The sequence below is a fragment of the Paraburkholderia sediminicola genome, from assembly GCF_046026855.1.
In the GTDB taxonomy this organism is placed as follows: Bacteria; Pseudomonadota; Gammaproteobacteria; order Burkholderiales; family Burkholderiaceae; genus Paraburkholderia; species Paraburkholderia sediminicola_A.
In genome coordinates, this window is sequence record NZ_JAQQET010000002.1 from 358,956 (window position 1) to 385,831 (window position 26,876).

The following is a 26,876-nucleotide window of genomic DNA, read 5'->3' on the forward strand; positions in this document are numbered from 1 at the left end:
ACGCGAGTAGCCGCACAAGAGATTCAGACCTCACCAGGGGCACAGGATAACTACCATCCGCGATCGTTCGCTCCTGGCCAAACTCTGTCCGATGATGACCGACCTAGTTCGACCCAATTTAGATGGCTGGTGATTGGAAAAGCGGACACTCAACGTCCAGGCTAAGGCCGCGTCCCGTCAGTGACGTCGACCTTCAGCGAGTGATTAGGCGCCCGTGTGCCCCTGGCGCCGTAGGACGACATGCGTGGCCTTCTCCGACGCTACGAATTCAACGCATTCGTATCCCAGAGCCCGCAAGTCAACCCCTCCAAACAGCGATTCTCCCCTGCCGAGCAGGACCGGCGCGATAGCAATGTGCAGTTCATCAATAAGGCCCTCTCGAAGATACTGCTGGATTGTGGCCGGGCCACCGCCGATCCGCACGTCCATTCCGGCAGCAGCCTCGCGTGCACGGTCGAGCGCCTCGCGAAAGCCTCCGGTTATGAAGTGGAACGTCGTGCCGCCTTCCATCTCGATGGGCGGGCGAGCATGATGGGTCAAGATGAAGACTGGAACGTGATACGGTGGATTGTCTCCCCACCAGCCTTTCCAGTTTGTGTCCGGCCAGTCCCCACGAATGGGTCCGAACATGTTCCTCCCAAGAATCCAGGCCCCAACATTCTGAAAGCTACGGGCGGCGAAATCATCGTCAATCCCGGTCGTACCGCCGTCCTTGCCGAACAAGGTCTGCTGGAACGTGCGTGTTGGGACAAGCCACTGGTGCAGTTCCGTCCCGCCAACGCCGAGCGGATTGTTGATGTCTTGATTCGGGCCTGCTCCATATCCGTCGAGCGAGATGGTGAAGCCCTTAACGCGAACTCGTGTCATCGTTTGCCTCCGTTTAGACGCCTGACGTAATATGGACAGAAAATCTGCATGGTTTGCCGGAACTACGCGAAATATTCTGGCAGCATATTTTTGCTTAACCGTATGTCTTTAAGCGAAATTTTCCGAATTTGTAAGCTGGCATACGGCAGTAAGCATCCACCCAAACACTGCAAGCACTCTGATTGTGTCCATGGCATTGCACGACCGCTTTTTTGGCCGCACTGAGACGACTAGCGACTGCTGCAGTTCGACCGAATCCAATCCACAGTGGCGTCTGAATCGGCCGACAATCGAGCGGCTCACGTTAGAAAGAAAGGCTGCGGCTTTGGCCACATGCTTCCTTTGCCACCGCTGCTACCGGCTATATGTCGACTTGCCGGTCAATTGCACCGGCGGATCGATGCGACAACCTTCGTCATGCGGTCGGTCTCTGCGGCCTGGCAGGCGGCAATTTCCATCGGCACGATGGAACCACCTCCGTTTTCCGCCTCGGCTGACTTTTTGCAACTCGCGTCGCGGCGCTTCTTCCATGCGGTGATTTTCTTTTCCAGACGCGCCTTGCAGTCTGGAGAATTTGAGGTCTTATCGTCGATGGCGTCCTGCAGCTTCTGCTCGGCAACCACTCTGTCACGCCATGCGCAGAAGTTCAGGCTCATCTGGTTCTCGTCGCAGTTCGCGAGCATGGCTTGTACTTCACTCGCAGGCAATCCGCTTTGCTGCGAGATGACGTCGGCGGGATCAAGGGTGCCGGCAATGGCGGACGAACACGTGAGGGCAAGTGCCAGGAGAACTCGTTTCATCATATCCCCTAGTTGAATGGCGTATTTGCTGCGTCGCAATAGTAGCAAATGCTGAAAGAAGCTCAGGAGGATCAGCAAACATTCTTGCAGTGCAACTAGAAGGCGAACGATTAAGGTTGGTGCGCCGTTCGTTTTTTTTTGACGCCACCTGTCCGTCAGCATGCGGCCCGAGCGTCATTGTAATGGCGGCCCAATGCAATTCACCCGCCTTAACCCCATGACGGAGGCTCATATGCAATACCTATTGATGATCTATTCGGAAGAAAACGGCTGGAACCAGTTGACCGACAGCGAGCGGCAGCAAGGGGTTGCCGCATATCAGGCGTACACCGAATCGTTGAAAAAAGCGGAGGCGCTGATGGGCGCCAACCGGCTGCAGAACACGAGCACAGCCACTACGGTGCGGCTCGTCGACGGCAAGCCGCAGGTGCTTGACGGACCGTATTCCGATTCGAAGGAGCAGCTCGCCGGCTACTACCTGATCGACGTGCCCAACCTGGACGCGGCGATAGCGTGGGCGTCGCGTTGTCCCGGCGCGGCGCACGGCCTCATGGAAGTGCGCCCGGTCTGGACTGCCCCCTACGACGCGCCATCTGCTGCATGAGCCCGTCCGGCGGCGAACGTGACATTGACGGCGCCGCGCATTCGATTGCCGAGGCGGTCGCGCGCCGCAGTTACGGCAAGCTCGTCGCGCTGCTGGCGATGCGCACGCGCGACGTCGCCGCGGCCGAAGACGCGCTGGCCGACGCGTTTGCGGCCGCGCTCGCGGACTGGCCGAAGCGAGGCTGCCCCGCGAATCCCGAAGCGTGGCTGATGACGGTTGCGCGCCGCCGGGCGCTCGACGGCGTGCGTCATCGTCGTGTCGGCGACGAAGTGGTGAACCAGCTCTCGATCCTCGCCGACGAGATCGACGAGCGTGAAGCAGGCATGTTGCCCGACCGGCGGCTTGCGCTACTGTTCGCGTGCACGCACCCTGCGCTTGAGGCCGCGATTCGCACGCCGCTGATGCTGCAGGTGGTGCTGGGGCTCGAAGCGAAGACGATTGCGTCTGCCTTCCTGATGTCGCCCGCCGCGATGAGCAAGCGTCTCGTGCGGGCGAAGAATAAGATCCGTGAAGCTGGCATTCCGTTCAGCGTACCGGAGCGCGAGGAGTTGCCCGGCCGGCTCGCTGCGGTGCTGGAAGCGGTCTATGCGGCGTATGCGGAAGGGTGGACCGATCCTGTCGGCGGCGATGCCGGGCAGCGCGATCTCGCCGACGAGGCGTTGTTTCTTGCACAACTGCTCGTCGAACTGCTGCCCGAGGAGCCAGAGACGCTTGGTCTGCTCGCGCTGATGTTGTATGCACAGTCGCGGCGCGATTCGCGACGCGATGCGGCCGGCGACTACGTGCCGCTGTCGGCTCAGGATCCGGCGAGATGGAACGCACCGATGATCGACGCAGCCAACGCATTGCTGCGGCGCGCAAGCACATTCAACGCAATTGGACGCTTTCAGCTCGAGGCCGCGCTGCAGTCGGCGCACGTTCACCGCTGCCGGACGCATCGCCCGAACTGGGACGAGATTGTGCAGCTCTACGATGCGCTGCTCGCGATCGCGCCGTCGCCGGTGGTCGCGGTGAACCGCGCTCTCGCGCAGGCGGAACGGGACGGTCCGCAGGCGGCGCTCGACGCGCTCGAGCCGTATGTGGACGATCCGCGGCTGGCCGACTACCAGCCGTACTGGGCTGCGCGTGCTGATCTGCTCGCGCGTGCCGGCGCGACGGCCGAAGCGCTCAGCGCGTACGATCTCGCCATCGGACTCGAGCGCGATCCGGCCGTGCGCCGGTTCCTGCAGCGCAAGCGCATCGAACTGTCATCGGCGAGAAGTTAGATTGGTGCGTTGCGTTTGCCGCGCGAGGTTGCAAGCCTCGCGCTGACGCGGCTCAGACCCCGCGCTGCGCGGCCAGGACCGTTCCCCCCGCTTAATGAACGTGCCAGCTGAGGAGCAATGTAGCGCAATGCCAGATGCGTCTGCGGATAGCCGTGCAACAGGAGTACTAGTGGTCCAGAGCCGCTAATCACGCCGTTAAAGGAGACATCTCCTGCGTCGACCTGGAGACCGCAGAAACCCGGGAAATGGTCACGCGATTCATGACGGAGGGTATCAGTTGACATATGTTCCTCTCGTTTCGGAAGTCGACTCAGTGCGCCACGGCGGTATCAATGAAAGCGGCCAGATCGTGATTGAAACGATCCGGCTCTTCAATGAAAGGCGCGTGACCCGAATTCGCGTACAGCTTGGTTTGAATGTGTGGATCAAGTTCCTTCGCCCGGGCAATCGCACCGCTAGTATTCACAAGCGCGTCGTGTTCGCCATAGAGCAGCAACACAGGCGCTCTGGTTTTGCTCAAGCCCTCGGAAGCGGCGACAGTCATCGACTGAACTGCGCTCTGCATGTCCCACGACGCCATCGCTGCATTTGCAAGCAGACGCTCCGTTGTGGACTTGCCGGGCTGCGTATGGAAACACAGGCCGAGAAATCTGCGCTCGCCATCGAGGTGTGTCTTGGCAGATTCAGCGCATGATCGCAACCGGTTTCAGTTTGGCTGATATCCGCTCTTTTCCCGACTGCATGCGCATGATCGAAGGCGCGGGTTCATGTCCCGAAACCTCCGATGCGCAGCGCAAACGGCTGGCCTCGATCGAACGCCAGATAGCGGACCTCGAACGCCGTCGCGCGCGCCTGCTTAAGATGCTGGCCGACGGGGCGGTTCCATCCTTAGACTAATTTCCGCGAAACGGACCGGGTAAAGCGCGATATAACGACGCGAACGGCCGTTGTACCCTCGGCAACAGTCATTCACGACGGAGCACGTCGATCGGCCGTTGTGGTTGCGAGGACGACGAACCATGCGCACATGCTCCGGAAAAGCGCCCTAAACGATACCGTCCAACGCCTTGGCAAGCCTGGCGACCGCGCCTTCGACGTCATGCAGTTTGTCCAGGCCAAATAATCCGACTCGGAAGGTCTTGAAGTCTTCAGGCTCGTCGCATTGAAGGGGAACGCCGGCCGCGATCTGCAAGCCGGCATCAGCAAATTTCTTGCCGGATCGTATGCCGTCATCGTCGGTATAGCTGACCACGACGCCCGGAGCCTGAAAACCTTCAGCCGCCACGCTTTTGAAACCCTTGGCAACCAGGAGTGAGCGAACGCGCGTGCCGAGTTCAGCCTGCTCCGCTCTCACTTTGTCGAAGCCGTATGCCTCGGTTTCCTTCATGACGTCGCGCAGCGTCGCGAGACTATCCGTGGGCATCGTGGCGTGGTACGCGAACCCACCGTTCTCGTAGGCTTCCATAACCTGCAGCCACTTGCGAAGATCGCAAGCGAAACTGGTGCTGGCTGTTGCGTCGATTCTTTCGCGGGCGAGAGGACTGAGCATGACCAGTGCGCAGCAGGGTGATGCGCTCCATCCCTTTTGCGGTGCGCTGATCAGGACATCAATGCCACTGGCCTGCATGTCCACCCAGATCGTACCGGAGGCGATGCAATCCAGTACAAACATGCCGCCGACGGCATGAACAGCGTCGGCCACCGCGCGCAAATAGGCATCAGGCAACATCATCCCGGATGCGGTTTCGACATGCGGCGCAAAGACCAGATCCGGCTTGTTTTCCCTGATCGCAGCGACCACTTCTTCAATCGGCGGCGGTGCATACGCGGCCTGCCTTCCTTGTTCGACCGGACGCGCCTTCAACACCATCGATTCAGACGGAATGCCGCCCATGTCGAAAATCTGCGACCAGCGGAAACTGAACCAGCCATTGCGAATCACCAGACACTTCTTGTTCGTCGCGAACTGCCGGGCGACAGCTTCCATGCCAAATGTCCCGCTGCCCGGGACGATAATGGCCGACTTCGCGTTGTAGACTTTTTTCAGCGCGCTGGAAATATCCCGTACGACTCCCTGAAAAAGCTGCGACATATGGTTGATGGATCGGTCGGTGTAAACGACTGAGTATTCGAGGAGTCCCTCGCGGTCGACATCGGGGAGTAACCCTGGCACGTTCGCCTCCGGTAATAGACAAATAAAAGAATCGAAAACAGATTCTAACGAAAGCCACCTGCACCGGCATCGGCCGAGACGCCCCGTCCAATTTGAGCTGACTGAGCCGGCCCGGTCGGCAGTCCACGCGTGGCTTGAGAAGGCCGCCCTGAGGCCAGAGCAGTACCTTTCCCAAGTCGACTATCCGCATTCCCACATCTTTCAACCAGGCAATATGCCCGGATGATACGCCGATGGGCGGGCGTAGCTGGACTTGATCCCACAGTCTATGGCACACATTCGACGCGCCGCACAAATCGATGTTGCAAACGGGTTCGCGAGACCGCTTTCCGCCGCGGCTATCTTCGTGCGAAGCGGGCAAGTTATTGCCGTTCGCCCATCTTGCGAAGCCGTCACCCGAATGACTGGAGCGTCCGAGACCCGCCCGATAACCGTCGAGCGCAGTTCGGCTATTTCCGACGGTGTGGCGGCTTGGGTTGTAGGTCAGCGATGGGCGGATTGTTGACGGTGACGGCGTCGAGCAGCCGGACGGCCGCTTCCTGTATCGGTGAACTCATACTCTCGATCCTGAGCGGTCAGACGACGCGTCATTCTGAATAGTCGATGCTCCGTTCATCGCCACGTAGTACCCGTTACAGGCGTCACGCATCACGAACGACCAATAGCTTCTACGGAGCAGGTTGGCCGAAATATGGAGCTGAAAACCTTCCTCACCCATGAACCGGCTTCCGGTTCCACTTCGTTGCACCTACACTCACTGAAAGTTTTCCGATTACTTAATCATGCCAAGCGATGACCGCGCTACGGGCGGGTCATCAAATATTCTGCCACTGCCTGGTAGGCGGGCAAGGAAGTCGGATCGTTCGCCGCATTGCTTGCGCTCGGATGTGAGCTGAAACGCGCGATCACCATTTGCGCAGCAGGATCGACGTAGATCGCCTGCCCGTGGACGCCGCGCGCCATGAACGCGCCGTGATCATTGTGCGTGATCCACCACATGCCGCTGTAGCTCCATCCCTTGAGCAGCCCATAGCCTGCCTTTGCAAATGCGACTTTGTCACCACCCGCACGGATGTGGTCAATCGCAGTCTTTGGCACCAGCCGCTTACCGTTGATCGTGCCCCCTTCCAGCATCAGGTCACCGATCCGCGCCATGTCGCGCAAGCCGGCATTGAAGCCTCCGCCGGCATAGGGTGTTCCAAGGGAGTCAACGGTGTAGTAGCCGTCCTGTTCGGCACCCATGCGGCTCCAGATTCGCTCCGCAAGCAACTGGGCAACCGACTTTCCGGTCTTGCGTGCGATGATCCATCCCAGCGTGTCGGTATTGACTGTCTTATAGGCAAAGGCCGCTCCGTGCTCACCCTGTTTGCGGACGGTCTCGAGATATTCCAAATAGGTTCGCGGCCCCTTGTAATCGCCAGGCCGGGGAAGCGGGCTTCCGGCCGCCGAATAGCTCCAGACTTCCGCCTTGGGATCGGCATAGTCCTCGCTGTATTGAAGTCCGGTCGTCATATCCAGCACCTCGCGAACGGTGGCGTCGCCAAAGGCACTCTGTCGCAATTCGGGCACGATGGTGTCGACGTGTGCATTGTCATCAATCACGCCTTCTGCGACGAGCATTTCGCCGAGCAATCCGGTCAGCGATTTTGTCACCGACATCGCTCCATGCTGTCCGGTCGCGTCGAGACAGCCGGCATAGCGCTCATAAACCACCGCGCCCTTGTGCAGCACGATGATCCCGTCCGTGTAGTTGGCGTCGTCAGTAGGTGGACGCCGAACCTGGCCTTTAGTATGCCACTGAAGGCTCGAGGAGTTGCCGCGGCGGCAAGGGATCGTCGATGACCCGGTTGCGCGAGAGGCTGACCGCAAAATGACCGCACCTGGCAAGCTAAGTACGAGTGTTCTTATGCGATCGCCTTGCGCAACGATTCAGTGGGCGATCAACGTCGATCTTTTTGACCCTTGATCCGCGCGGCGCAATCAGGCGGTAACCGCTAGAATTGCGGCTTTAGCCCGGAATACGCCAATGTCTTTTGCCTCGCTTGGCCTGATCGATCGCTTGCTGCGTAATCTGCAGGACCTCAATTACCAGACACCTACGCCGGTGCAGGCCAAGGCGATTCCTGCTGTGCTCAGTGGCCGCGACGTCATGGCTGCGGCACAGACCGGCACTGGCAAAACGGCGGGTTTTGCGCTGCCGCTGTTGCAACGGCTAGTGCAACACGGCCCGGCGGTCCCCAGCAACCGCGCGCGCGTTCTGGTGCTGGTGCCCACGCGTGAGCTGGCCGAACAAGTGCTGCAAAGCTTTATCGATTACGGCAAAGGCCTCGACTTACGATTTCTGGCCGCCTACGGCGGTGTGAGTATCAACCCGCAGATGATGACGTTGCGCAAAGGCGTGGATGTGCTCGTTGCCACGCCGGGCCGTTTGCTGGATCTCAATCGCCAGAACGCAGTGCAGTTTGATCAAGTACAAACGCTGGTGCTGGATGAAGCCGACCGCATGCTGGATCTGGGCTTTGCGCGCGAACTCAACGCCGTCTTTGCCGCCTTGCCCGTTCAGCGCCAGACCCTGCTGTTCTCTGCCACGTTTACCGATGATATCCGCGCCATGGCGGCGGGCATTCTGCGCGGCCCGGTCAATATCAGCGTCAGCCCGCCCAATGCCACGGCCAGCAAGATCAAGCAGTGGGTGGTGCTGGTGGATAAAAAGAACAAGCCGGACCTCTTCATGCACCTTGTGGCTGAGAACAACTGGGAGCACGCGCTGGTGTTCGTCAAAACCCGCAATGGCGTGGATTACCTGGCGGCCATCCTGGATGAAGCCGGCTATTCGGTCGACACCATCCACGGCGACAAACCGCAACCCGCGCGCCTGCGTGCGCTGGAGCGCTTCAAGACGGGCGAAGTACGTATGCTGGTAGCCACCGATGTGGCTGCGCGCGGGCTGGATATCGACGACCTGCCGCTGGTGATCAACGTTGATCTGCCGATCGTGGCGCAAGACTACGTGCACCGTATTGGCCGTACCGGCCGCGCGGGCGCCAGCGGCGTGGCGGTGTCCCTTGTGTGTGCCGATGAAGCGCCGCAACTGGCCGCGATTGAAGCGCTGATCCGGCAAACGCTGCCCCGTGAAGAAGAGCCGGGTTTTGAAGCCGAACACCGTGTGCCGCAAACTAGCGCGACGGGCCAGATCATCAAGAAACCCAAGAAGCCTAAGAAGCCCAAAGTGCCGCAAGTTGCGCCGGGCGCCGCGCAGGTGCTCAGCAAAAAACCGCGCCCGCAAAGTGGCGAAAACAAACGCAAGCCTGCAGCGCAACGCGCTGTGGCCGCGGGTAAAGGCACAAGCTTGTCCAGCGGTAACCCATTCAGCGTGCAAAAGCCACGCAGCAAACCCGCCAGCAAGCCAGTTGCGGGTTCAGGTAAGCCGGCTGGCAAACCTGCTGGTGGCCGCGGCAAACGCCAACCCTGATCCGTGAGCACCCGCTTGCGCCACCTTCTCAAGATCAAACGGCGTATCCCTCACCCTCTTCCCCGTCAACCTGAACACCGCATTAGCCACAGCCGGCGCCACCGAAGGACTCGACAACTCCCCCACTCCACCCGGTTTCGCCGGATCGCCTTGCACGATCAAAATATCAACCTCCGGCATATCACTCATCCGCATCACGCGATACGTATCGAAGTTCTTCTGCTCAACCTGCCCATGCCGAATATCGATGCGATCCGCCGTCGCATGCCCTAACCCCCACATCAGCCCGCCATACAGTTGTTCTTCAACCCCACCCGGCGACACAGCCAGCCCGCAATCCGCGACACACGTCAGCTTCTCAACCACCACCGCATCGCCCTTGCGCACCACCCGCGCCACCACCGCAACATAGCTGCTATACGCCTGATTCGTCGCAACACCCAACGCCGTACCAGCAGGCAACGCCTTCCCCCACCCCGCCCGCGCCGCTGCCTCGCGCAGCACTGCCTGATGCCGCGGGTCCTTCATATGCGCAAGCCGAAACTCAACCGGATCGCGCTGCCCAGCATGCGCAGCCTCATCCATAAACGACTCCACCGCGAACACGTTCGGGATATAACTCACCGCGCGATACCAACCCGTCGGCACACCCGTCTCATGCCGAACCCAACCAAGATCGACATGCGGCGCATCGTAAGCGAACTCATATTTGCTGATCGCTTCAGTCGTGCTGTAGTCCATCCGATCCGGGCGATCAAAATACCCCGGCTCCCATTGTTCCGGCGAGGCAGGCATCACCGCGCGCAATTGCAACGTGGTGAGATTGCCGTGCGCATCGAGTGCAGCTTTGCCACGGTGATAACTCGCCGAGTGATAGAACAGCGCGCGCATTTCGTCTTCGCGGCTATTCATCAGCTTGACGGGTTTGCCAACTTTCAGCGCAAGCCACGTTGCCTCAAATAGCCAGTACTTCGATTCCCGCGAACCAAAGCTGCCGCCCGAAACAAGTTCATGCAACACCACACGATCAGCAGGAATCCCGCCGATCACCTCGGCCGCTTCCTGCACCGTGGAAGGCACTTGCAATCCGCCCCAGTACTCGATACCACCATCCTTCGCCCACGCGGTGACATTGATCGGCTCGAGCGCATTCTGTGCCTTGTATGGCATCGAATACGACGCCTCGATCACGCGTGCGCCGTGCGGCCACGCAGTTTTAGCGTCGCCATGCTGAACGGTCGGCACGACATGCGAAGCGGGATCGTCGAGCCACGCGGCCTGGCGCGCGGCGAGCGTGGTGCTGTCGAACGTTTCGAACGGACTATCTTCCCATTCGACCTGCAGCGCGGCCTGACCCTTGTGCGCTGACCAGTAGTCGTCAGCCAGCACGGCCACGCCAGCCTGATTGCCGCCGAGAAGGTCCGGACGGCCAGGAATCTGCAACACCTGCCGCACGCCCGGCACCGCCAACGCGGCTTTGGCATCGACGCTGCGCACGCGTGCGTCGATAACCGGCGCACGCGTGACGACGGCAACCAGCATCCCCGGCAACGAGACATCGATGCTGTACGGAAACGCGCCCCTCGCTTTCAGATCGGCACCGCGCTTTTTCTGCAGCTTACCGATGTATTTGAACTGCGAAGGGTCTTTCAACACGACGTCTTTCGGCGCAGGCAATTGCGCCGCCACGCTCGCCAACGATCCGTAGTTCGCGCGCTTGCCGCTCGCCTTGTCAATAACAAAGCCGTTTTCCGTCGAACACGCGGACGGCGCCACGTTCCATTGTTTCGCGGCCGCTTCGATCAACATGGCACGTGCGGTTGCGCCCGCGCGCCGCAAGCGATCGTACTCAAGCGAGACGCTGGTACTGCCGCCTGTCGAAAACACTTTCCACAGCGGATGAATGTAATCCCCGTAGAACGGATTCTCCGGCGTAATCACATCCACGCGAAACGGATCGACATCGAGTTCTTCAGCAACAACCGCAGCCAATGCCGTGCGCGTGCCCGTGCCGGAGTCGTGCTTGTGAACCACCAGTTTGATCGTGTCGTCGGGCAGCACGCGCACCCATGCGTTCGGTTCGAACTCGCCTGCTTGCGGTTTCGGATCGCCGCTTACGTTGGCGTCTTTCGCAAAAGCCTCGGGCAGTTGAAAACCGATCGCGAGGCCCGAAGCCAGCAATGCCGAACTCTGTTTGATGAAACGTCTACGCGCCGCACCGTGTGCGCTGCCCAGCGCTTGCTTATCGTTGCGCATTCAAGCCTCCTCTTTCGTGGAGGTGCAGGCGGAAGCGCACATGGGCTCGACCCACGTGACCGACGCGAGCGCCGGATCGCCGGAAGCCGCGCGTTTAATCGCCTTGCGAATGCGTGAATAGGTGCCGCAGCGGCAGATGTTGCCCGACATGGCGGTGGCAATCGTTTCATCGTTGACGGTCGGCTTGTCCTTCAGAAACGCCGCGGCCTGCATCAACTGCCCCGATTGACAGTAGCCGCATTGCGGCACGTCTTCCGCGACCCACGCGAGTTGCAGCGGATGCCTGCCGTCTTTCGACAATCCTTCGATCGTCGTGATGTGCTTGCCCGCCACGGCTGCAATCGGCAGCAAACAGGAGCGCACGGCCTCGCCTTCCAGATGCACCGTACACGCGCCGCAGAATCCGCCGCCGCAGCCGAATTTCGTACCGGTCAATTTGAGCCGGTCGCGCAACACCCACAACAGGGGCATGTCTTCCGGTACATTGTCGAGCGAGTGCCGCGTGTCGTTGACCACGATCTCGATCATGCGCTGTCTCCTGAATGTTGTTGTGCAGCGCGGCGTGTGGTGCATGCTACGAAGGCCGCGTGCTTGCGGCCATTATTGAAAGCCGTTAAGCACAACGCCAGCGACGATTTCTTCCATCATCCGTAAGTCCGGCTAACACCTATGTTGAAACGCTACCCTTCGATCCAGTCGATGCAGGCTTTCCTGCAAGCGGCACGCGTCGGCAGCTTTTCGAGCGCGGCGCGTCAGTTGTCGCTCACGCATAGCGCAATCAGCCAGCAGATCCGCACGCTCGAAGAGTTCGTCGGCCAGCCTCTATTCGTGCGCGAAGGCGGCGGCGTGGTGCTGACGGACGCCGGCGTGCTGTTTGCAAATCAGTTGACCGATGGTTTCGAGCAGATCGATCGTGCGTTGTCGTCGGTGAAAGAGCGCACTGTCAAGCAGTCGATTACGCTCGATGTCGACCCCGAACTCGCGCAGAGCTGGCTGGTGGCGCGCTTGCCTGCTTTGCTCGGCGCGTTGACCGGCACGTCGTTGACGGTGCTGTCTACGCCGCGTCACGACCGCAGCGCGTTCGAGCGCGTGGATATTGCGTTGCGGTATGGGTATGGAGAATGGGACGGCCTCGAGAACGCGCTGATTTGCGGCGATCGATTGACTGCCGTGGGTTCGCCCGCGCTTCTTGAGGCACGCGGGCTGAGCGTGCCGCTCACGCCGGAACAGGTGCTCGATTTACCATTGCTCGGCTATACGAAACGCTCGTGGATTCCGTGGCTCACGGCGGCAGGCATGCCCGCCGTCGAACCGGACGCAATCGCGGTGTTCGACAACGCTGCCGGGTTGATTGCAGCGGCAAGCGCAGGAATAGGCGCCGGTCTGGCGCGCGGCCTGCTCGCTGCGGACGCGCGGCGCGACGGGCGCCTGGTCGAACTCACGGAAGTAGAAATTCCGACGCATTACAACCTGTATGCGGTGTGGCCTCGGGAGAAAGCAGCGCGCGTGGCGCCACTGATCGGAGTGATTCGCGAACTGGTCGCGCAGACGGTCGGTGCGCCTTAGCGCTCACCGCTCATGGCACCCTTCGCGCCCATGCTGACTCTCGCGCATCGCCCAAACGATCAGCACGCGAACGTTACCGCTCGCCCCCCTCCGCATCCACGTTCACGCGAGCGGCCACTTCCCGCACGGTATCGAGAAACAGCGAAAGCACCGGCGACGCATCCTCAGCACGATAGCGCGCGTGCAGCGACACCTCGGGACGCGGCGCAGCCAGCGGCACGAAGGCCACACCGCCGGTCGTCAACTGCCGCGCCGACGAAGGCAGCAACGCCACGCCCAGCCCTTCGCGCACGAGGCACAGCAGCGTATGCACCTCGACCACCTCCTGATCGATCTGCGGTGTAAACCCTGCTTCGACACAACAGTCCTGTAAAAAGCGCGCCAGTTGCGAATGCTGCAAACCGAACGACACGAAACGCTCCGTCTCCAGCTCGCGCAACGCAATCTCCTCGCGCGCCGCAAGCCGATGCCCGAATGGCAGCGCCACTACCGCCGATTCGCGCATCACGACTTCACTGCGAATCTCCGGGTCCTCATGCGAAACCCGGAAGAAACACACATCCAGGCGCCGTTCCTTGAGCGCGAGAATCTGCGCAGCGGGTGTCATCTCATGCAGCGTCCACTGCACTTGCGGATGCTTCTCCGCAAATACCCGTAGTGCACGCGGAATCGGTTCGACCATCGCCGAGCTGATGATGCCGATCTCAAGACTCCCCACTTCGCCCCGCCCCGCACAACGTGTCAGATCGATCGCGCGTTCGAACTGCGCGAAGATCAGCGGCACCTGCTCCTTAAGTGTTTTCCCTGCATCCGTGAGTTCGACACGGTGTTGCGAGCGTGTGAACAACGCGGTGCCCATCTCCTCTTCGAGGATGCGAATCTGCTGACTCAAAGGGGGCTGCGAAATGTGCAGCCGTGCGGCTGCCCGGCCGAAATGCAGTTCGTCGGCAAGTACCGCGAAGTAACGCAACAGCCGGATGTCCATATCGCAAACGTATCAAGATCGTGGTTAAAAAATATTGTACAGAGCGTTTTTATCTTGTGAGACTGCATCGCAAGCAGCAGTGCACATCAGTGTGACACTCGATGCCGGCGAGGGGAAGGCGCATAAACACTGCGTCTTGCAAAGGGCCGCATGGGCAAGCCTAACTGGGCTCCGTTCCATCGATGCGCCTGCCCGCGATCCGGCAACTGGATACACCAGTTCCTCTCAAGGAGATCGAGTACATGATCATCGACACTAGCTGTTACCCGACCAATCTGGTCGACCTCGCCTGGCGCCACGACGGCGAGCCATTTACCGGCGAGCGTCTGATCGCAACGATGGACGGCCCGTACATCATCAACGGCAAGCCGCGCCGCATCGACAAGGCATTCATTCAACCGCCGCAAGGCAACACTATCTATACGTGGACCGACGGCAACCGCTCGGGCCGCGAGTCGATCGACGACTACATGGCCTACACCGTCGAAATGACGCAGAAGTATCCGGACCGTCTGATCGGTTGCTTCGTCTACAACCCGCGTTGCGGCCCGGAGAACGGCGCTGAAGCCATCGAGTTCTATGCGAAGGAACACGGCTTCAAGATGGTGCAGTTGCAGGCCAACATGCATGCGTATCGTCCCGATCGCGCGCTCGACTGGCTGCGCCCTGCATTGCGCAAATGCGCGGACCTCGGCCTGCTTGTGAAGCTGCACACCGGCGACGGCCCGTACAGTATTCCGACCGAGTGGTATCCGCTGATTCGCGAATTCCCTTCGGTGAATTTCATCATGGCGCACTTCGGTGTGCAGACCGGTGGTGTGTACTGCTTCGAGCCGTATCAGATGGCGCTCGATACGCCGAACGTGTATTGCGAATCGAGCTGGTGCCTGCAATCGCGGATCGTCGAATTCGCGAAGGTGCTGCCGACCCACAAGATTCTCTACGGCTCCGACACGCCGCCGAACGAGCCCGGCATGTGGCTGCGTTTGCTCGAAGTGTTATGCCACGAGCCACCGCAAGGCCTGAATCTCGACGAAGACACGCTCGAGGACTACCTCGGCAACAACCTCGCCCGCATGATCGGCATCGAGCCGACCGCGCGGCCGAAAAGCGTCGAAGAAGCCCAAGCCTATTTGAAGCAACACGCCGGCGCGTCGCAGAAGCATGCCGCGAGTGCAACACAAGCCGCCTACGCAGGAGCCCGTTCATGATCATCGATACCCATCTGCACCCGACCAATCTCGTCGACGAAGCGTGGCGCCACACCGGCGAGCCGTTCACTGGCGAACGCCTGCTGAAGATGATGGACGGTCCGTACATCATCAACGGCAAGCCGCGCCGTATCGACATGGGCTTCATTCAGCCGCCGCCGGGCAACACCGGCTATCGCGACGGCAATCGCCGCGGTCGTGAAGGCATTCGCGACTACATGTCGTATATCGCCGAATTGACACAGAAGTACCCGGATCGCTTTATCGGCAACTTCACATACAACCCGCGTTGGGGCCCGGAGAACGGTGCCGCCGAACTCGAATTCCACGTGAAGGAATACGGCTTCAAGATGCTCAAGCTGCACGCGAACATGCACGGCTATCGGCCGGATCGCGCGCTCGACTGGTTGCGCCCCGCGATGAAGAAGTGCGCAGAACTCGGCGTGGTCGTGCTGATTCACACCGGCGACGGACCGTACACGATTCCGACGCAGTTCTATCCGATCATCCGCGAATTCCCGATGGTGAATTTCATCATTGGTCACTTCGGGATTCAAACGGGCGGTAACTACTCGTTCGAATCGTTCTGGATGGCGATGGATACGCCCAACGTGTATTGCGAATCGGGCTGGTGCTATCAGTCGCGCATCGTCGAATTTGCTCGCGAATTGCCGCGCAGCAAGATCGTGTTCGGCACGGATTCGCCGCCGAATGAGCCGGGCATGTGGCTGCGTGAACTCGAAATGTTGTGCGGTCCGGCGCCGCAAGGCATGGATCTGGACGAAGACGGTCTCGAAGACTATATGGGCAACAACATCGCCCGTCTGGTCGGCATCGAACCGACCAAGCCGCCGAAAGATCTGGCCGAAGCGGAAAAGCGTTTGAAGGCGACTTACGTGAATGACGTAACGCAGCCTGCTTAACGCTTCCTAGTGGTGTATTGCAGGCGCGGCTGACGGTTCGCGCCGCGCCTGCCCTTCTTGACGGTCCGCTTTCGTTATCGCGTTCGACGGAGTTCACTATGGCGGATAACCTCTTCCGCGCCACGCAGGATTTTCACCGCTTCGCGCAAGCGTATCGCGAGCAGTTCCCCGATGATGTATTGACGATCAAGCAACCGTTGGCTGCGGATCAGGACGTCACCGCGGTAGTGGCCGAACTGGCCGCGCGCGGACGCCATGAAATGTTGATCTGCGAAAAGGTCGACGGCATTGCGACACCGCTGGTGACCAATTTCTTTGCTTCGCGAACACGCATTGGGCGTTTGTTCGACGTCGATGCGTCAGGGCTGTTCGACGCTTACCAACAGCGTGCGAACGCGCCAATCGCGCCGGTTTACGTTCCGTCCGGCCCCGTTCTCGACCAGGTTATCGAAGGCGACGCCGTCGATCTCGCGCAACTGCCGATGATCCGCCACTTCGATACCGACCGTGGTCCGTACATCACCAACGCGGTGATCATTGCCGAAGACCCAGTGACCGGCGTCGCGAATATGAGTTATCACCGTTCGATGCGACATGCCCGCAATGCGCTGGCAACCAGCCTGCATTCGCGCGGCCATCTCTGGCGCATGCTGCAAACCGCTCAAGCACGCGGCGACACGTTGAAGGTCGCGATGGTGATCGGCGCGCACCCGTTGTTCATGCTGGCCGCCGCGGCGCGCGTGCCCTTCGGCACAGATGAACGCACGATTGCAGGCGGATTGTTCGGTGCGCCGCTGGAATTAGTGCGCACGCCGCGATACGGTATCGGCGTTCCCGCTTCCGCTGAGTTCGTCCTTGAAGGCACGATCGATCCGGACGCCCACGCCGAAGAGGGCCCGTTCGGCGAATTCACCGGCTATTCATCGGACCGGTCCACCAACAACGTGCTACGCGTCGACACGTCGATGCGGCGTAACGATGCATGGCTGGTCGATGTCGTCGGCGGGCCGTATGCTGAGCATCTGACGCTGGCTCGCTTGCCTCGCGAAGCGGAAATGAGCGAGAAGTTGAAGGCGCGCTTTCCTTCCGTCACCGCGCTGCACTACCCGAACTCGGGTACGCACTTCCACTGCTACGTCGCGCTGAACCAGACACGCGACGGCGAAGCGCGCCAGATCATGCTCGCGTTGCTCGGCTGGGACCCGTATCTGAAGAACGTCGTAGCGGTGGATAGCGATATCGACATCACCAACGATTCGCAAGTGCTGTGGGCCATCGCCACGCATTTCCAGCCGCATCAGGACGTATTTATCGTCGATGGTTTACCGGGCAGCCCGCTCGATCCCTCATCGTCCGCTGCGGGCACCACGTCGCGCATGGGTATCGATGCGACACGCGGTTCCCACTTCGACGGCATTCGAGCGAAGATCAGCGAACGTGCCTCGCAGCAAGCGATTGAAATTCTGGCTCGCGCCGCCAACGGAGCCCAGCGATGACCCCGCGGCGACTCGTAGTCGGCATCAGCGGCGCGTCCGGCTTCACGTACGGCGTGCGCCTGCTGCAACTGCTGCGTGAACTCGACATCGAAACGCATCTGACCGTCTCGCGCAGCGCGCTGCTGACGATGACGCACGAAACCGACTACAAGTTCGCCGAGGTCAGCGCCCTCGCCCGCTTCACCTACCGCTGCGACGACATGGCCGCGGCTATTTCCAGTGGCTCGTTCCGCTCACTGGGCATGATCGTCGCGCCCTGTTCGATGAAGACGCTTGCCGAAATTGCCAGCGGCATGTCGTCGAGCCTGATCTCGCGCGCCGCCGACGTTACGTTGAAAGAGCGCCGCCCTCTGGTGTTGCTGGCGCGTGAAACCCCTTACACGCTGGCGCATCTGCGCAACATGATCGCCGTCACCGAAATGGGCGCGATCGTCGCTCCACCCGTCCCGGCGTTTTACGCGCGCCCTGTTTCGCTCGACCAGATGATCGACCACACGCTAGGTCGCGTGCTCGATCTGTTCGGTCTCGAAGCGGGCACCGTCAAACGCTGGCGAGAAGGTGCAGTAGAAACCGCACTGCAAGAAGCGGCACAAGCACCGCATATCGCCTGAAAGTCGAATCGCAACAACCGCACAAATCGCACGAAACGCACGAACCGCAGTACGAACGAAGAAACGGAGACGAGCCATGAATCACATTCACACCACCCACAACGAAATCGAGAAAATCCCCGTCACGGTGCTGACCGGCTTTCTCGGCGCAGGCAAAACGACGCTGCTCAACTACATTCTGCGCGAGAAGCACGGCCGCAAGATCGCGGTGATCGAGAACGAGTTCGGTGAAATCGGCATCGACGGTGGCCTCGTGCTCGAATCGACCGAAGAGATCTACGAGATGACGAATGGTTGCGTGTGCTGCGTCGGCGCGGTGCGCGAAGACCTGGTGCGAATCGTGCGCATGCTGGTGGAAAGGCCGGACCGGCTCGATCACATCATTGTTGAAACGAGTGGACTCGCCGATCCGTATCCGGTCGCCCAAACGTTCTTCCTCGACGATCCGATCGCGAAACAGGTGACGTTGGACGCAGTCGTCACGATGGTGGATGCGAAGCATATCGCCGCGCACCTGGACGATCTGGTGCTCGACGGTAGCGATAACCAGGCGGTCGATCAGATCGTCTGTGCGGATCGTATCGTGATCAACAAGGTCGATCTGGTGACCGCGGAAGATATCGCTTCGCTGACGCAGCGCATTCGCGGGTTGAACGCGACGGCGGAAATCGTCGAATCGAGCTATGCCCAGATCGACCTCGACAAGATTCTCGGTATTGGTGCAAATGAGTTCTCGCAGATTCTCGTGGAAACCGACGGTTTGCATGAAGAAGAGCATTCGCGGGCCAACGAACACGATCACGAGCATCACCACGACGAGCACGAAGCGCATCACGATCATGAACACGCCCATCATGACGACGATCACGCCGACCACCAGCACGACGAAAGCGTGTCCTCAGTCGGTATCGAAGTCGATGCGGACATCGATCTCGACGCGCTGCAAGCCTGGCTCACTGAACTGCGCGAGTCCGACGCCGCCAAACTGTTCCGCATGAAAGGCATTCTCGCTGTGCAAGGCCAGTCGCATCGCTATGTGCTGCAAGGCGTGCACAACGTCATCGAACTGCGCGCGGCGCAAGTGTGGGGCGTTGAACCGCGCTCGTGCCGCATCGTATTCATCGGACGCGATCTCGATCGCGCCGCGCTGACCGACCGCTTCCATGCCTGTCTTGCCGTGCCGGTTGCGGCCTGACGGGAGATCCGGTCGGCGCGCGAAGTGATGCTGCACGGCCAGGCCGTGCGGCGCGCTCCGATCGAAAACGACAATTTGGAGACACGTCATGAACACCGCCATACATCCCGTCGATCGGATTCTGCCGAAGCGCCAGATGATCACGCTCGGTTTGCAGCACATGCTAGTGGCTTATATCGGCGCGATTGCTGTTCCGTTGATCGTCGCGTCGGCACTGAAGATGTCGCCGGCCGACACCACCGTGCTGATCAGTACCGCTTTGTTTTGCTCTGGCATCTCGACGATCTTGCAGACCGTCGGCATCTGGAAGTTCGGCGTGCGTCTGCCGATTCTGCAAGGCGTGGCATTCAGCAGCGTCGGACCGGTCATCGCGATCGGCCTGAGTCCGGGTGTCGGCTTCGCCGGTGTGTGCGGCGCGGTGATTGGCGCGGGTCTCTTCACGATGTTCGCCGCGCCTCTCGTCGGACGCTTGCGAAGGTTCTTCCCACCTGTGGTGACCGGCTGCATCGTGACGGTGATTGGTTTGCAACTGTTCCCCGTTGCGTATCAATGGGCCGGTGGCGGAGAAGCCGCTCAGCAACAGTTCGGCGCACCACCCTTCCTGGGCGTCACGTTGTTCGTCGCGCTGGTGATTCTCGGGATCAACCGCTTTGCCGGCCCGTTCTTGCGCAATCTCTCGGTGCTGATCGGTTTGATTGCCGGTGGCATTCTCGCCTGCTCGCTCGGCATGGGCAACTTCTCGAGCGTGGGGGCCGCGCCGTGGTTCACGCTGCCGATGCCGTTCCACTTCGGTACGCCTGTGTTTTCAGTGGTGCCGGTACTGACGATGATCGTCGTGATGGTGGTGCAGATGGTCGAATCGATGGGCCTGTTCGTCGCCATCGGTGACATCGTCGGCAAGGACGTGAGCGAAGAAGACGTGGTGCGCGGGATGCGTGCGAATGGTCTTGCCAGCGCGATTGCCGGCATGTTCGCGGCGTTCCCGTTCATCGCCTTCATGGAGAACGTCGGCCTCGTCATCCTGACGGGTGTCCGCAGCCGCTGGGTGGTGGCGATTAGCGGCGTGCTGATGTGCGTGGTGGCGCTGGTGCCGAAGATCGGTGCGATAGTAGCCTCCACGCCCGCAGCGGCGCTTGGCGGTGCCGGTATCGCCATGTTCGGTGTGGTGGTGGCCGCCGGCGTGCAGACGCTGGCGAAGGTGGACTTCGAGCGCAATCGCTACAACGTGCTGATCGTCGGTTTCACGATCGCCACCGCGCTGATTCCGGTGATGTCGCCGCAAGTCTTCAAGCACATGCCCGACTGGACGCAACCTTTCTTGCATAGCGGTGTGGTGTTGGCGTGCCTGGTATCGGTCGTGCTGAACGCGGTACTGAACGGCGCGCATGAAGAAGAAAAAAAGATCGTCGAGACGCACAACCTCGTGCGTGAGTAAGCGACCCACGCAGTAAGACGAGCGCGGTCGTCGCGCCCCCTGGACCGGCGGCCGCTTCGCAGTAACTGAAAGGACATTGAATCGTGAGCATGCAAACTGAAGCGTTGCTGATCAAGAACCCTGTCGCGGTGATGAGCGGCCGAAGCGGCGACGGCGCGCGCCTGGGCCAGGTCGATCTGCGGATTCGCAACGGCCGTATCGAGAACATTGCGCCTAACCTCGAACCGCGCGCCGATGAACGCGTCATCGACGCGCGTTCATGCGTTGTTTATCCGGGCTGGGTGAATACTCACCACCATTTGTTCCAGAACCTGCTGAAAGCGGTACCGTCCGGCATCAACGCCGATTTGCAGGAATGGCTGGCCGCTGTACCGTATCCGCGACTCGCACGCTTTACGCCGGACCTGGCGCGCGTCGCTGCACGTTTGGGTCTTGCCGAACTACTTCTGTCCGGCGTGACCACCTGTGCCGATCACCACTACCTGTATCACGCGGAGGGCACTACCGAAACGGGCGATCTGCTGTTCGACGAAGCGGCTTCGTTCGGCATGCGTTTCGTCCTGTGCCGTGGCGGCGCATTGCAAGCGGCGGGTGATCATCCGGGGTTTTCCAAAGTGGCGTTGAAACCCGAAACGCTCGATCAGATGCTCGCGGATATCGAACGCCTGAAGTCGCGCTATCACGATTCAGGCGACGCTTCGATGCGGCGCGTTGTCGTGGCGCCGACTACGCCGACGTTTTCGCTGCCGCCGGAACTGCTGCCCGAAGTCGCGCGCGCGGCGCGGCGCATGGGCTTGCGATTGCACACGCATCTTTCCGAAACGACCCGCTACGTCGACTTCTGTAAAGAGCGTTTCAACCAGTTGCCGGTCGAGTTCGTCGCCGATCATGAATGGCTCGGGCCAGATGTCTGGTTCGCCCACCTCGTGCATCTGCAGCCCAGCGAAATCGCGATGCTTGCGGAAACCGGTAGCGGCTGCTCGCACTGCCCCGTGAGCAACGCGCGCCTTGGCAGCGGTATTGCGCCGGCGCCGCAGATGGCGGCAGCAGGTGTGCCAATGTCGCTGGCCGTAGACGGCGTCGCCTCGAACGAATCCGGCAGCATGACCAATGAAGCGCACTTCGCATGGTTAGTGCATCGCGCGGCTCAGGGCGCGTCGGCGACGACTGTCGAAGAGATAATTCATTGGGGCAGCGCGGGCGGTGCAGGCGTGCTCGGCCTGGATGCGGTCGGCACGCTCGAAGTCGGCAAGGCAGCGGATTTCGTGCTTTACGACGTCAGCGATCTGCGCTTCAATGGCTTCCACGATGTGGCGGTGGCGCCGGTAGCCGCAGGCGAACCGGCGCGTGTGCGCTACAACGTGGTGAATGGCCGCGTGGTGGTGGACAACGGCGTGATTCCGGGACTCGATCTCGAACGGCTCCGTTATGAAGCGGCCGAGGGTGTGAAACAACTGCTCGCCGATTAAACCACTAACGCACGCAAGTACAAACAGGACACGCCCCGATGCAACACAGAAGAATCCGGCTCGGCATTCTCACGCCTTCGTCGAACACGGCGTTGGAGCCGATGACCTCGGCGATGCTCAGCGAACTGCTGCACGTCAGCGCGCACTTCGCTCGCTTCACGGTGACGGAGATCGCACTATCGGAGCAGGCGCTCGGTCAATTCGACGCGAGCCGGATTCTCGCCGCAGCGCGTCAACTGGCTGATGCGCGCGTGGATGTGATCGGGTGGAGCGGTACATCTGCCGGCTGGCTCGGCTTCGAGCGCGACCAGACGTTGTGCCGCCAGATCACCGAAGAGACCGGAATTCCTGCGACGACCTCAGTGCTGGCGCTCAACGAGATCTTCGCCAAAACGGAGGTGCGACGCTTGGGTTTGGTCTCGCCATATATTGACGACGTTCAGCAGCGGATCGTGCGCAACTACGAGAAGCTCGGCATTGAATGCGTTTCGGAACGACACCTTGGCTTGCAGGACAATTTCAGTTTTGCGGAGGTGCCGGACGCGCAATTGGCGATCATGATGCGTGAGGCTGCATTTGCCAGGCCTGATGCGGTAACCACCTTTTGCACGAATCTGCATGCGGCGCATCTGGTGCGGGCGTTTGAGATGGCTACCGATATTCCGGCCTATGACACGGTAGCCACCGTCGTTTGGAAGTCTTTAAGAATGCTTGGGGTGGATACAAAGCCATTGGCAAGCTGGGGCAGCTTGTTTACCAACGTGGCGTAACGTCAAGAGATCACGGGTCGCGGCGATTCCTGCAGTCTTCGTCGGAGTCCACCGCCGTCTGCCTGTTGAGGGGCGACTCATCGAACCGCCCCTCTTTGCTCCATCATACGAGCCGTTTGCTTTCGGAACGATCCCTCAAGCACTTCCCGTCAGACCAGCCGCGTCTGCGATCCACTCCTGCAGCGTCACCTCGATGGTGATGAATGACAGATTCATGCCGCGTACCACGCGCCCGGCAAACACCTGGCTATCCGTGCCGGACAGAATCGCGGTGAGCTCGGTCGTACCCATATCGTCGCGACCCGGCACAATGCCCGCGACTTCACCGAACAGCCCGACAATCTCGACGCCCGGCCCCTTGACGATCTGCGTGGCCAGCGCGGCACCCGCGCCGCTCGCCAGATGCCCGTCGATCAGACTGCCGACCGCGCTGCGCACCACGGCGCGGCCGATCCCATATTGCGCGCACAGCCGCTCGAGTGATTCGACGATGTCCTCATTCGGCTTCAACCGTGCAATCACCGTACGTCCGTAGCTACCGGCTTCGAGTTTGACCTCGGATGAGTTGGATAGCGCAGTCATGCAGCGTCCTCCGCCGTCGGCCCAAATAACGTGTAGCGGGTTTCCTCGTCGATGTACTGCGTGAAGCCACCGTGTGCAAACGCGCAAAGCCGCAACACCAGCGATTCGCGGCCCACTTCGAGGCGATCGAGGATCACATGCCCGCCGTGCAATCGCCCGTTGCCGCCGACGAACGCGCCGTGACAATGCAACGCGACGCTGCCCGCACTATCTTTGCCGATCGTGACCGCTCCGTGCAGCAACGCGACTTCGTCATTCTCCACGGTAGGGGCGCCGTAGATATAAGGCCGCTCGCCTTGCGCCGCCTTGATGACGACGTGGTACTGCAATGCACGCGCCGAACCGCTGCAAATCCGGCCGGTCGCGCCGCAAAAACCGTGGCGCATCATCAGGTCGCGCAGGACCTTGCCGGCATTGCGTCCGCTGGGTATTTCAACGCGCAGTTCGCGCGGCTCCCGCACGACCATGGCGAGCACCCGCGGGTGAGCGGCTGCGCCAGGATGGCGGAAAGCTTCTGTCTTCGACGTCATAGGAGGGTCAGGTAAATTACGACACCTCATATGAGCAACTTCAATGCCATCCGCACGCGATGCAGGGAGCGCCAGGCGCAGCAAGCCTCGGCGCGCGTCACTCAGCCATTGCGAGCGAGACATCTGTCGCGTGCAGTGCTACAGGTGTAGTGCGGGAGCCGTGCAGATTCAACGCGGATCGGAACCGCTCCCATGTGCAACGCAAGCGCCGATAACGGCACTCGGCCATCCGGGCGCGCGTTAACTTTCGTGCCGCGTGCCGGCAAGACCAATTTGCGCGGCGATATCGACAAACCGCGCGACGCACGGATTCAACGTATCGGGACTCCACACCAACGCGACATCGACATAGGGCGCATGCTGCAGCGGCACGAACTTGACGTTATCCGCATGCGTGCTGCGCATCGAGCTATGCACGAGCGCAACACCGAGCTGCTGCGCGACGAGATTCACGATGGTCTGCTGGAAATTGGTTTCGAGGCGGATACGTGGCGTAAACCCCGAGCGACGGCAGTGCTCGACGATCGTGTTGTAGATGAATGGCGATGCCGCATGCGGCGAGATGATGAACCATTCGTCGCGCAACTCCGCAATCGAAATCTCCGCCCGCATGGCGAGCCGGTGTCCTTCGGGCAGCACCGCCACCAGTTGCTCGCTGAAGATCGTGCGGGTCTCCAGTTCGACCGCCGAATCGGACGGATACATGATGCCGACGTCGGCCTTGCCGGCGCGGATCTCGGCCACCAATAACGTAGGGATGCTTTCGCTCAGCTTCAGTTCGACGCGTGGAAACGCCGACGCATACGCACGCGTCAGCGCCGGCACGATGCTGTACGCGGCGGCGAACATGAAGCCCGCCATCAGCGTGCCCTCCTCGCCGAGGTCGGCGGCTCGCGCATGGCCGCGTGCCTGGTCGACCGTAGCCATCACGGTCTTGGCATCGCGATAGAAGCGATGCCCTGCTGCCGAGAGCCGCACGCTGCGACGCGTGCGATCCAGCAGCACGACGCCCAGTTCCGCTTCGAGCAACGCGATCTGCCGCGACAACGGCGGCTGCGAAATATTAAGGAGCGCCGCCGCCCGTCCGAAGTGCAGGGTCTCCGCAAGCACGACGAAATAGCGTAATTGCCTCAGCTCCATGCCTGCCCCAGGGTCTGCAAATAGAAGTCCGACTTATACCTTATCGGTATCAGTCGTCGCATCATAATGTATTGGAGACTATTAATGAATCGCACTATGCTTGGTTTCGGAGACAAACCGCTGGCAGCTTTTTCGATTCGCCGGGCCACAAGCCGGGCCGATCCTGCCAATCAAATAGACCAAGAGAGATGCCATGACCGCCCACGACCCGTTGGACCGCGCCCGTGCAGACTCAACTCGCTCATCCGGGCTACCGCTTAGCCGACTATGTGGCGACGATCCGACAATGCTGGCCACGCTATCGCGTGCCCGTCTGCTTATCGACCGGCAACTTCCCATTCTCATCCTCGGTGAAACCGGCACCGGTAAGGAATATCTCGCCCGTGCGCTGCACAACTACAGCAGCCGCCGGCAGGCGGCGCTGGTGTCGGTGAATTGCGGCTCGATTCCCGAGAATCTGATCGAGAGCGAACTGTTCGGCTACGCACGCGGCGCGTTCTCCGGCGCGCTCTCGACCGGCATGAAAGGCAAGGTCGTGCTCGCTCATCGCGGCACACTATTCCTCGACGAAATCGGCGATATGCCCGCCGCCCAGCAAACCCGCTTGCTGCGCGCGCTGTCCGAACGCGAAGTGACGCCGATCGGCTCGGCCGAACCGATTGCGGTCGATCTGCAACTGATCTGCGCAACGCACCAGAACATCGAATCGCATGTCGAAGCGGGGACCTTCCGTGAAGATCTCTATTACCGGATCGCCGTGGGCATCGTGCATCTGCCGCCGGTGCGCGAACGGCATGACCGCGAATGGCTGCTGCAATCGATCCTCGAATGCGAAGCGCCGGGCATGACGCTCGACGCCAACGTCGACCGCGAAGCCCGTGAGATTCTGTTGCACTGCAAATGGCCGGGCAATCTGCGGCAGATGCGTGCGGCACTCCAATATGCCTGCGCCGTAAAGAACGGTGACCTGATCCGCGCCGGCGATCTGCCGGCCAATGTGCATCCGGGTAAAGGCGTGAGTGCACATGCCGGTCTGCGTTCGACGCTTCATGCCGCGTTGCAGGCGCCACCGTATCCGCACACCGCATCACATGACACCCGATACGCGCCCATGCACGACGCCATGAACAGCGCATCGCACCCTGCGCGTCATGCTGAAGCGGCGCGCCTGCCGGTCGCGCCGCCGAGCGAACGCGATAACATTCTGCGGGCGCTGTCCGCGAGCCGCTGGAATATCTCGGCCGCGTCGCGTGACCTCGGTATTTGCCGCGCGTCGTTGTATCGCAAGCTCAGGCAGTTTCGCATTCCGCACGTACGCGATCTTGGTAGCAATATGTTGATGACGGATCACGGCTGAACTCATGCTTCGACGCGGCGACGTACTGGCCAGGGCACGTGCCGCATCGGTATCGCTATCCATCGATGGTGGCTGATTCCTGCACCGTGGCCGCTGGCGCCGCGGGCCGTTTGAATATTTACGCGTAGTTCGACATCCACGTTCGGTGCGCGGCCGGCAAACGGCCGCG

Annotated in this window: 22 protein-coding genes and 4 pseudogenes; 14 read left to right on the forward strand and 12 right to left on the reverse strand. The window is 60.8% G+C overall.

Going from position 1 to position 26,876, the window contains the following annotated elements:
* Window positions 1-204 precede the first annotated feature (204 nt).
* Both PQR40_RS03865 and PQR40_RS03870 read right to left on the reverse strand, forming a co-directional pair.
* Window positions 205-867, reverse strand: coding sequence for a dihydrofolate reductase family protein (locus tag PQR40_RS03865; protein ID WP_408388343.1), 663 nt, complete (start codon window positions 865-867; stop codon window positions 205-207).
* A gap of 380 nt (window positions 868-1,247) precedes the next feature.
* Entirely contained in the window at window positions 1,248-1,745 is a 498-nt protein-coding gene (locus PQR40_RS03870; RefSeq protein ID WP_408234095.1) for a lysozyme inhibitor LprI family protein, read from the reverse strand.
* Between the two features lie 154 nt (window positions 1,746-1,899).
* Here PQR40_RS03870 and PQR40_RS03875 point away from each other — a divergent pair, with 154 nt between their 5' ends.
* The gene (locus PQR40_RS03875) at window positions 1,900-2,271 is read left to right on the forward strand and encodes a YciI family protein (RefSeq protein ID WP_408337788.1); all 372 of its coding nucleotides are present in this window, start codon (window positions 1,900-1,902) and stop codon (window positions 2,269-2,271) included.
* Window positions 2,268-3,536 carry an RNA polymerase sigma factor gene (locus tag PQR40_RS03880; protein ID WP_408234089.1) on the forward strand — a complete coding sequence of 423 codons (1,269 nt, stop codon included), beginning with the start codon at window positions 2,268-2,270 and terminating at the stop codon, window positions 3,534-3,536. The genes PQR40_RS03875 and PQR40_RS03880 overlap by 4 nt, the downstream gene beginning before the upstream one ends.
* A gap of 95 nt (window positions 3,537-3,631) precedes the next feature.
* Here PQR40_RS03880 and PQR40_RS03885 read toward each other — a convergent pair.
* Together PQR40_RS03885 and PQR40_RS03890 are read right to left on the reverse strand one after the other, a co-directional pair.
* Window positions 3,632-3,820 (reverse strand): annotated as a pseudogene (locus PQR40_RS03885) (alpha/beta hydrolase); the annotation flags it as partial.
* Between the two features lie 26 nt (window positions 3,821-3,846).
* Window positions 3,847-4,212 (reverse strand): annotated as a pseudogene (locus PQR40_RS03890) (alpha/beta fold hydrolase); the annotation flags it as partial.
* Window positions 4,213-4,214: 2 nt separating this feature from the next.
* On the opposite strand from PQR40_RS03890, the pseudogene PQR40_RS03895 reads away from it, so the two are divergent.
* Window positions 4,215-4,433, forward strand: a pseudogene (locus PQR40_RS03895) (MerR family DNA-binding protein); the annotation flags it as partial.
* Window positions 4,434-4,581: 148 nt separating this feature from the next.
* On the opposite strand, the gene PQR40_RS03900 reads toward PQR40_RS03895, so the two are convergent.
* Together PQR40_RS03900 and PQR40_RS03905 are read right to left on the reverse strand one after the other, a co-directional pair.
* On the reverse strand, window positions 4,582-5,709 hold the full coding sequence (locus PQR40_RS03900) for an aminotransferase class V-fold PLP-dependent enzyme (protein ID WP_408234086.1): 1,128 nt from the start codon (window positions 5,707-5,709) through the stop codon (window positions 4,582-4,584).
* An 801-nt stretch (window positions 5,710-6,510) separates the two neighbouring features.
* A pseudogene (locus PQR40_RS03905) lies at window positions 6,511-7,464 on the reverse strand (serine hydrolase domain-containing protein); the annotation flags it as partial.
* Window positions 7,465-7,735: 271 nt separating this feature from the next.
* Here PQR40_RS03905 and PQR40_RS03910 point away from each other — a divergent pair.
* Window positions 7,736-9,181 carry a DEAD/DEAH box helicase gene (locus tag PQR40_RS03910; protein ID WP_408508437.1) on the forward strand — a complete coding sequence of 482 codons (1,446 nt, stop codon included), beginning with the start codon at window positions 7,736-7,738 and terminating at the stop codon, window positions 9,179-9,181.
* Here the strand turns inward: PQR40_RS03910 and PQR40_RS03915 are convergent.
* Window positions 9,128-11,437 (reverse strand): xanthine dehydrogenase family protein molybdopterin-binding subunit, encoded by a 2,310-nt coding sequence (locus PQR40_RS03915; RefSeq protein ID WP_408388347.1) that lies wholly within the window; start codon window positions 11,435-11,437, stop codon window positions 9,128-9,130. The genes PQR40_RS03910 and PQR40_RS03915 overlap by 54 nt on opposite strands.
* A complete protein-coding gene (locus PQR40_RS03920; RefSeq protein WP_408388349.1) occupies window positions 11,438-11,965 on the reverse strand; it encodes a (2Fe-2S)-binding protein in 528 nt (175 codons plus the stop codon).
* A 141-nt stretch (window positions 11,966-12,106) separates the two neighbouring features.
* On the opposite strand from PQR40_RS03920, the gene PQR40_RS03925 reads away from it, so the two are divergent.
* Window positions 12,107-13,003: a LysR substrate-binding domain-containing protein gene (locus PQR40_RS03925; RefSeq protein WP_408508438.1), complete on the forward strand. Its 897-nt coding sequence runs from the start codon at window positions 12,107-12,109 to the stop codon at window positions 13,001-13,003.
* Between the two features lie 73 nt (window positions 13,004-13,076).
* On the opposite strand, the gene PQR40_RS03930 is transcribed toward PQR40_RS03925, so the two are convergent.
* Window positions 13,077-13,988: a LysR substrate-binding domain-containing protein gene (locus PQR40_RS03930; protein WP_408234071.1), complete on the reverse strand. Its 912-nt coding sequence runs from the start codon at window positions 13,986-13,988 to the stop codon at window positions 13,077-13,079.
* A 242-nt stretch (window positions 13,989-14,230) separates the two neighbouring features.
* On the opposite strand from PQR40_RS03930, the gene PQR40_RS03935 reads away from it, so the two are divergent.
* From PQR40_RS03935 to PQR40_RS03970, 8 genes are all read left to right on the forward strand, one after another.
* Window positions 14,231-15,199, forward strand: coding sequence for an amidohydrolase family protein (locus PQR40_RS03935; protein WP_408508439.1), 969 nt, complete (start codon window positions 14,231-14,233; stop codon window positions 15,197-15,199).
* Window positions 15,196-16,122, forward strand: a complete 927-nt coding sequence (locus PQR40_RS03940; protein WP_408508440.1) for an amidohydrolase family protein — start codon at window positions 15,196-15,198, stop codon at window positions 16,120-16,122. The genes PQR40_RS03935 and PQR40_RS03940 overlap by 4 nt, the downstream gene beginning before the upstream one ends.
* A gap of 98 nt (window positions 16,123-16,220) precedes the next feature.
* Window positions 16,221-17,618 carry a UbiD family decarboxylase gene (locus tag PQR40_RS03945; RefSeq protein ID WP_408508441.1) on the forward strand — a complete coding sequence of 466 codons (1,398 nt, stop codon included), beginning with the start codon at window positions 16,221-16,223 and terminating at the stop codon, window positions 17,616-17,618.
* Window positions 17,615-18,229: a UbiX family flavin prenyltransferase gene (locus tag PQR40_RS03950; protein ID WP_408508442.1), complete on the forward strand. Its 615-nt coding sequence runs from the start codon at window positions 17,615-17,617 to the stop codon at window positions 18,227-18,229. The genes PQR40_RS03945 and PQR40_RS03950 overlap by 4 nt, the downstream gene beginning before the upstream one ends.
* A gap of 76 nt (window positions 18,230-18,305) precedes the next feature.
* On the forward strand, window positions 18,306-19,424 hold the full coding sequence (locus PQR40_RS03955) for a CobW family GTP-binding protein (protein ID WP_408508443.1): 1,119 nt from the start codon (window positions 18,306-18,308) through the stop codon (window positions 19,422-19,424).
* A gap of 88 nt (window positions 19,425-19,512) precedes the next feature.
* A complete protein-coding gene (locus tag PQR40_RS03960) occupies window positions 19,513-20,859 on the forward strand; it encodes a nucleobase:cation symporter-2 family protein (RefSeq protein WP_408234053.1) in 1,347 nt (448 codons plus the stop codon).
* 89 nt (window positions 20,860-20,948) lie between these two features.
* Window positions 20,949-22,328 carry an isoxanthopterin deaminase gene (locus PQR40_RS03965; RefSeq protein ID WP_408508461.1) on the forward strand — a complete coding sequence of 460 codons (1,380 nt, stop codon included), beginning with the start codon at window positions 20,949-20,951 and terminating at the stop codon, window positions 22,326-22,328.
* Between the two features lie 38 nt (window positions 22,329-22,366).
* On the forward strand, window positions 22,367-23,098 hold the full coding sequence (locus PQR40_RS03970; protein WP_408508444.1) for a maleate cis-trans isomerase family protein: 732 nt from the start codon (window positions 22,367-22,369) through the stop codon (window positions 23,096-23,098).
* A gap of 135 nt (window positions 23,099-23,233) precedes the next feature.
* Here the strand turns inward: PQR40_RS03970 and PQR40_RS03975 are convergent, their stop codons facing one another.
* From PQR40_RS03975 to PQR40_RS03985, 3 genes are all read right to left on the reverse strand, one after another.
* Complete coding sequence (locus PQR40_RS03975) at window positions 23,234-23,680, reverse strand: PPC domain-containing DNA-binding protein (RefSeq protein WP_408508445.1); 447 nt, start codon at window positions 23,678-23,680, stop codon at window positions 23,234-23,236.
* Complete coding sequence (locus PQR40_RS03980; protein ID WP_408508446.1) at window positions 23,677-24,210, reverse strand: hypothetical protein; 534 nt, start codon at window positions 24,208-24,210, stop codon at window positions 23,677-23,679. Before PQR40_RS03980 ends, PQR40_RS03975 begins: the two co-directional genes overlap by 4 nt.
* A 240-nt stretch (window positions 24,211-24,450) precedes the next feature.
* Window positions 24,451-25,350: a LysR family transcriptional regulator gene (locus PQR40_RS03985; RefSeq protein WP_408508447.1), complete on the reverse strand. Its 900-nt coding sequence runs from the start codon at window positions 25,348-25,350 to the stop codon at window positions 24,451-24,453.
* Between the two features lie 193 nt (window positions 25,351-25,543).
* Here PQR40_RS03985 and PQR40_RS03990 point away from each other — a divergent pair, with 193 nt between their 5' ends.
* On the forward strand, window positions 25,544-26,707 hold the full coding sequence (locus PQR40_RS03990; RefSeq protein WP_408508448.1) for a sigma-54-dependent Fis family transcriptional regulator: 1,164 nt from the start codon (window positions 25,544-25,546) through the stop codon (window positions 26,705-26,707).
* Window positions 26,708-26,876: the final 169 nt, after the last annotated feature.

What these genes read in the sequence shown, in the direction of transcription:
- PQR40_RS03865 (WP_408388343.1), bottom strand. Translation starts at nt 867, where the DNA reads ATGACACGAGTTCGCGTTAAGGGCTTCACCATCTCGCTCGACGGATAT.
- PQR40_RS03875 (WP_408337788.1), top strand. Translation starts at nt 1,900, where the DNA reads ATGCAATACCTATTGATGATCTATTCGGAAGAAAACGGCTGGAACCAG.
- PQR40_RS03880 (WP_408234089.1), top strand. Translation starts at nt 2,268, where the DNA reads ATGAGCCCGTCCGGCGGCGAACGTGACATTGACGGCGCCGCGCATTCG.
- PQR40_RS03910 (WP_408508437.1), top strand. Translation starts at nt 7,736, where the DNA reads ATGTCTTTTGCCTCGCTTGGCCTGATCGATCGCTTGCTGCGTAATCTG.
- PQR40_RS03915 (WP_408388347.1), bottom strand. Translation starts at nt 11,437, where the DNA reads ATGCGCAACGATAAGCAAGCGCTGGGCAGCGCACACGGTGCGGCGCGT.
- PQR40_RS03920 (WP_408388349.1), bottom strand. Translation starts at nt 11,965, where the DNA reads ATGATCGAGATCGTGGTCAACGACACGCGGCACTCGCTCGACAATGTA.
- PQR40_RS03925 (WP_408508438.1), top strand. Translation starts at nt 12,107, where the DNA reads ATGTTGAAACGCTACCCTTCGATCCAGTCGATGCAGGCTTTCCTGCAA.
- PQR40_RS03930 (WP_408234071.1), bottom strand. Translation starts at nt 13,988, where the DNA reads ATGGACATCCGGCTGTTGCGTTACTTCGCGGTACTTGCCGACGAACTG.
- PQR40_RS03935 (WP_408508439.1), top strand. Translation starts at nt 14,231, where the DNA reads ATGATCATCGACACTAGCTGTTACCCGACCAATCTGGTCGACCTCGCC.
- PQR40_RS03940 (WP_408508440.1), top strand. Translation starts at nt 15,196, where the DNA reads ATGATCATCGATACCCATCTGCACCCGACCAATCTCGTCGACGAAGCG.
- PQR40_RS03945 (WP_408508441.1), top strand. Translation starts at nt 16,221, where the DNA reads ATGGCGGATAACCTCTTCCGCGCCACGCAGGATTTTCACCGCTTCGCG.
- PQR40_RS03950 (WP_408508442.1), top strand. Translation starts at nt 17,615, where the DNA reads ATGACCCCGCGGCGACTCGTAGTCGGCATCAGCGGCGCGTCCGGCTTC.
- PQR40_RS03955 (WP_408508443.1), top strand. Translation starts at nt 18,306, where the DNA reads ATGAATCACATTCACACCACCCACAACGAAATCGAGAAAATCCCCGTC.
- PQR40_RS03960 (WP_408234053.1), top strand. Translation starts at nt 19,513, where the DNA reads ATGAACACCGCCATACATCCCGTCGATCGGATTCTGCCGAAGCGCCAG.
- PQR40_RS03965 (WP_408508461.1), top strand. Translation starts at nt 20,949, where the DNA reads ATGCAAACTGAAGCGTTGCTGATCAAGAACCCTGTCGCGGTGATGAGC.
- PQR40_RS03970 (WP_408508444.1), top strand. Translation starts at nt 22,367, where the DNA reads ATGCAACACAGAAGAATCCGGCTCGGCATTCTCACGCCTTCGTCGAAC.
- PQR40_RS03975 (WP_408508445.1), bottom strand. Translation starts at nt 23,680, where the DNA reads ATGACTGCGCTATCCAACTCATCCGAGGTCAAACTCGAAGCCGGTAGC.
- PQR40_RS03980 (WP_408508446.1), bottom strand. Translation starts at nt 24,210, where the DNA reads ATGACGTCGAAGACAGAAGCTTTCCGCCATCCTGGCGCAGCCGCTCAC.
- PQR40_RS03985 (WP_408508447.1), bottom strand. Translation starts at nt 25,350, where the DNA reads ATGGAGCTGAGGCAATTACGCTATTTCGTCGTGCTTGCGGAGACCCTG.
- PQR40_RS03990 (WP_408508448.1), top strand. Translation starts at nt 25,544, where the DNA reads ATGACCGCCCACGACCCGTTGGACCGCGCCCGTGCAGACTCAACTCGC.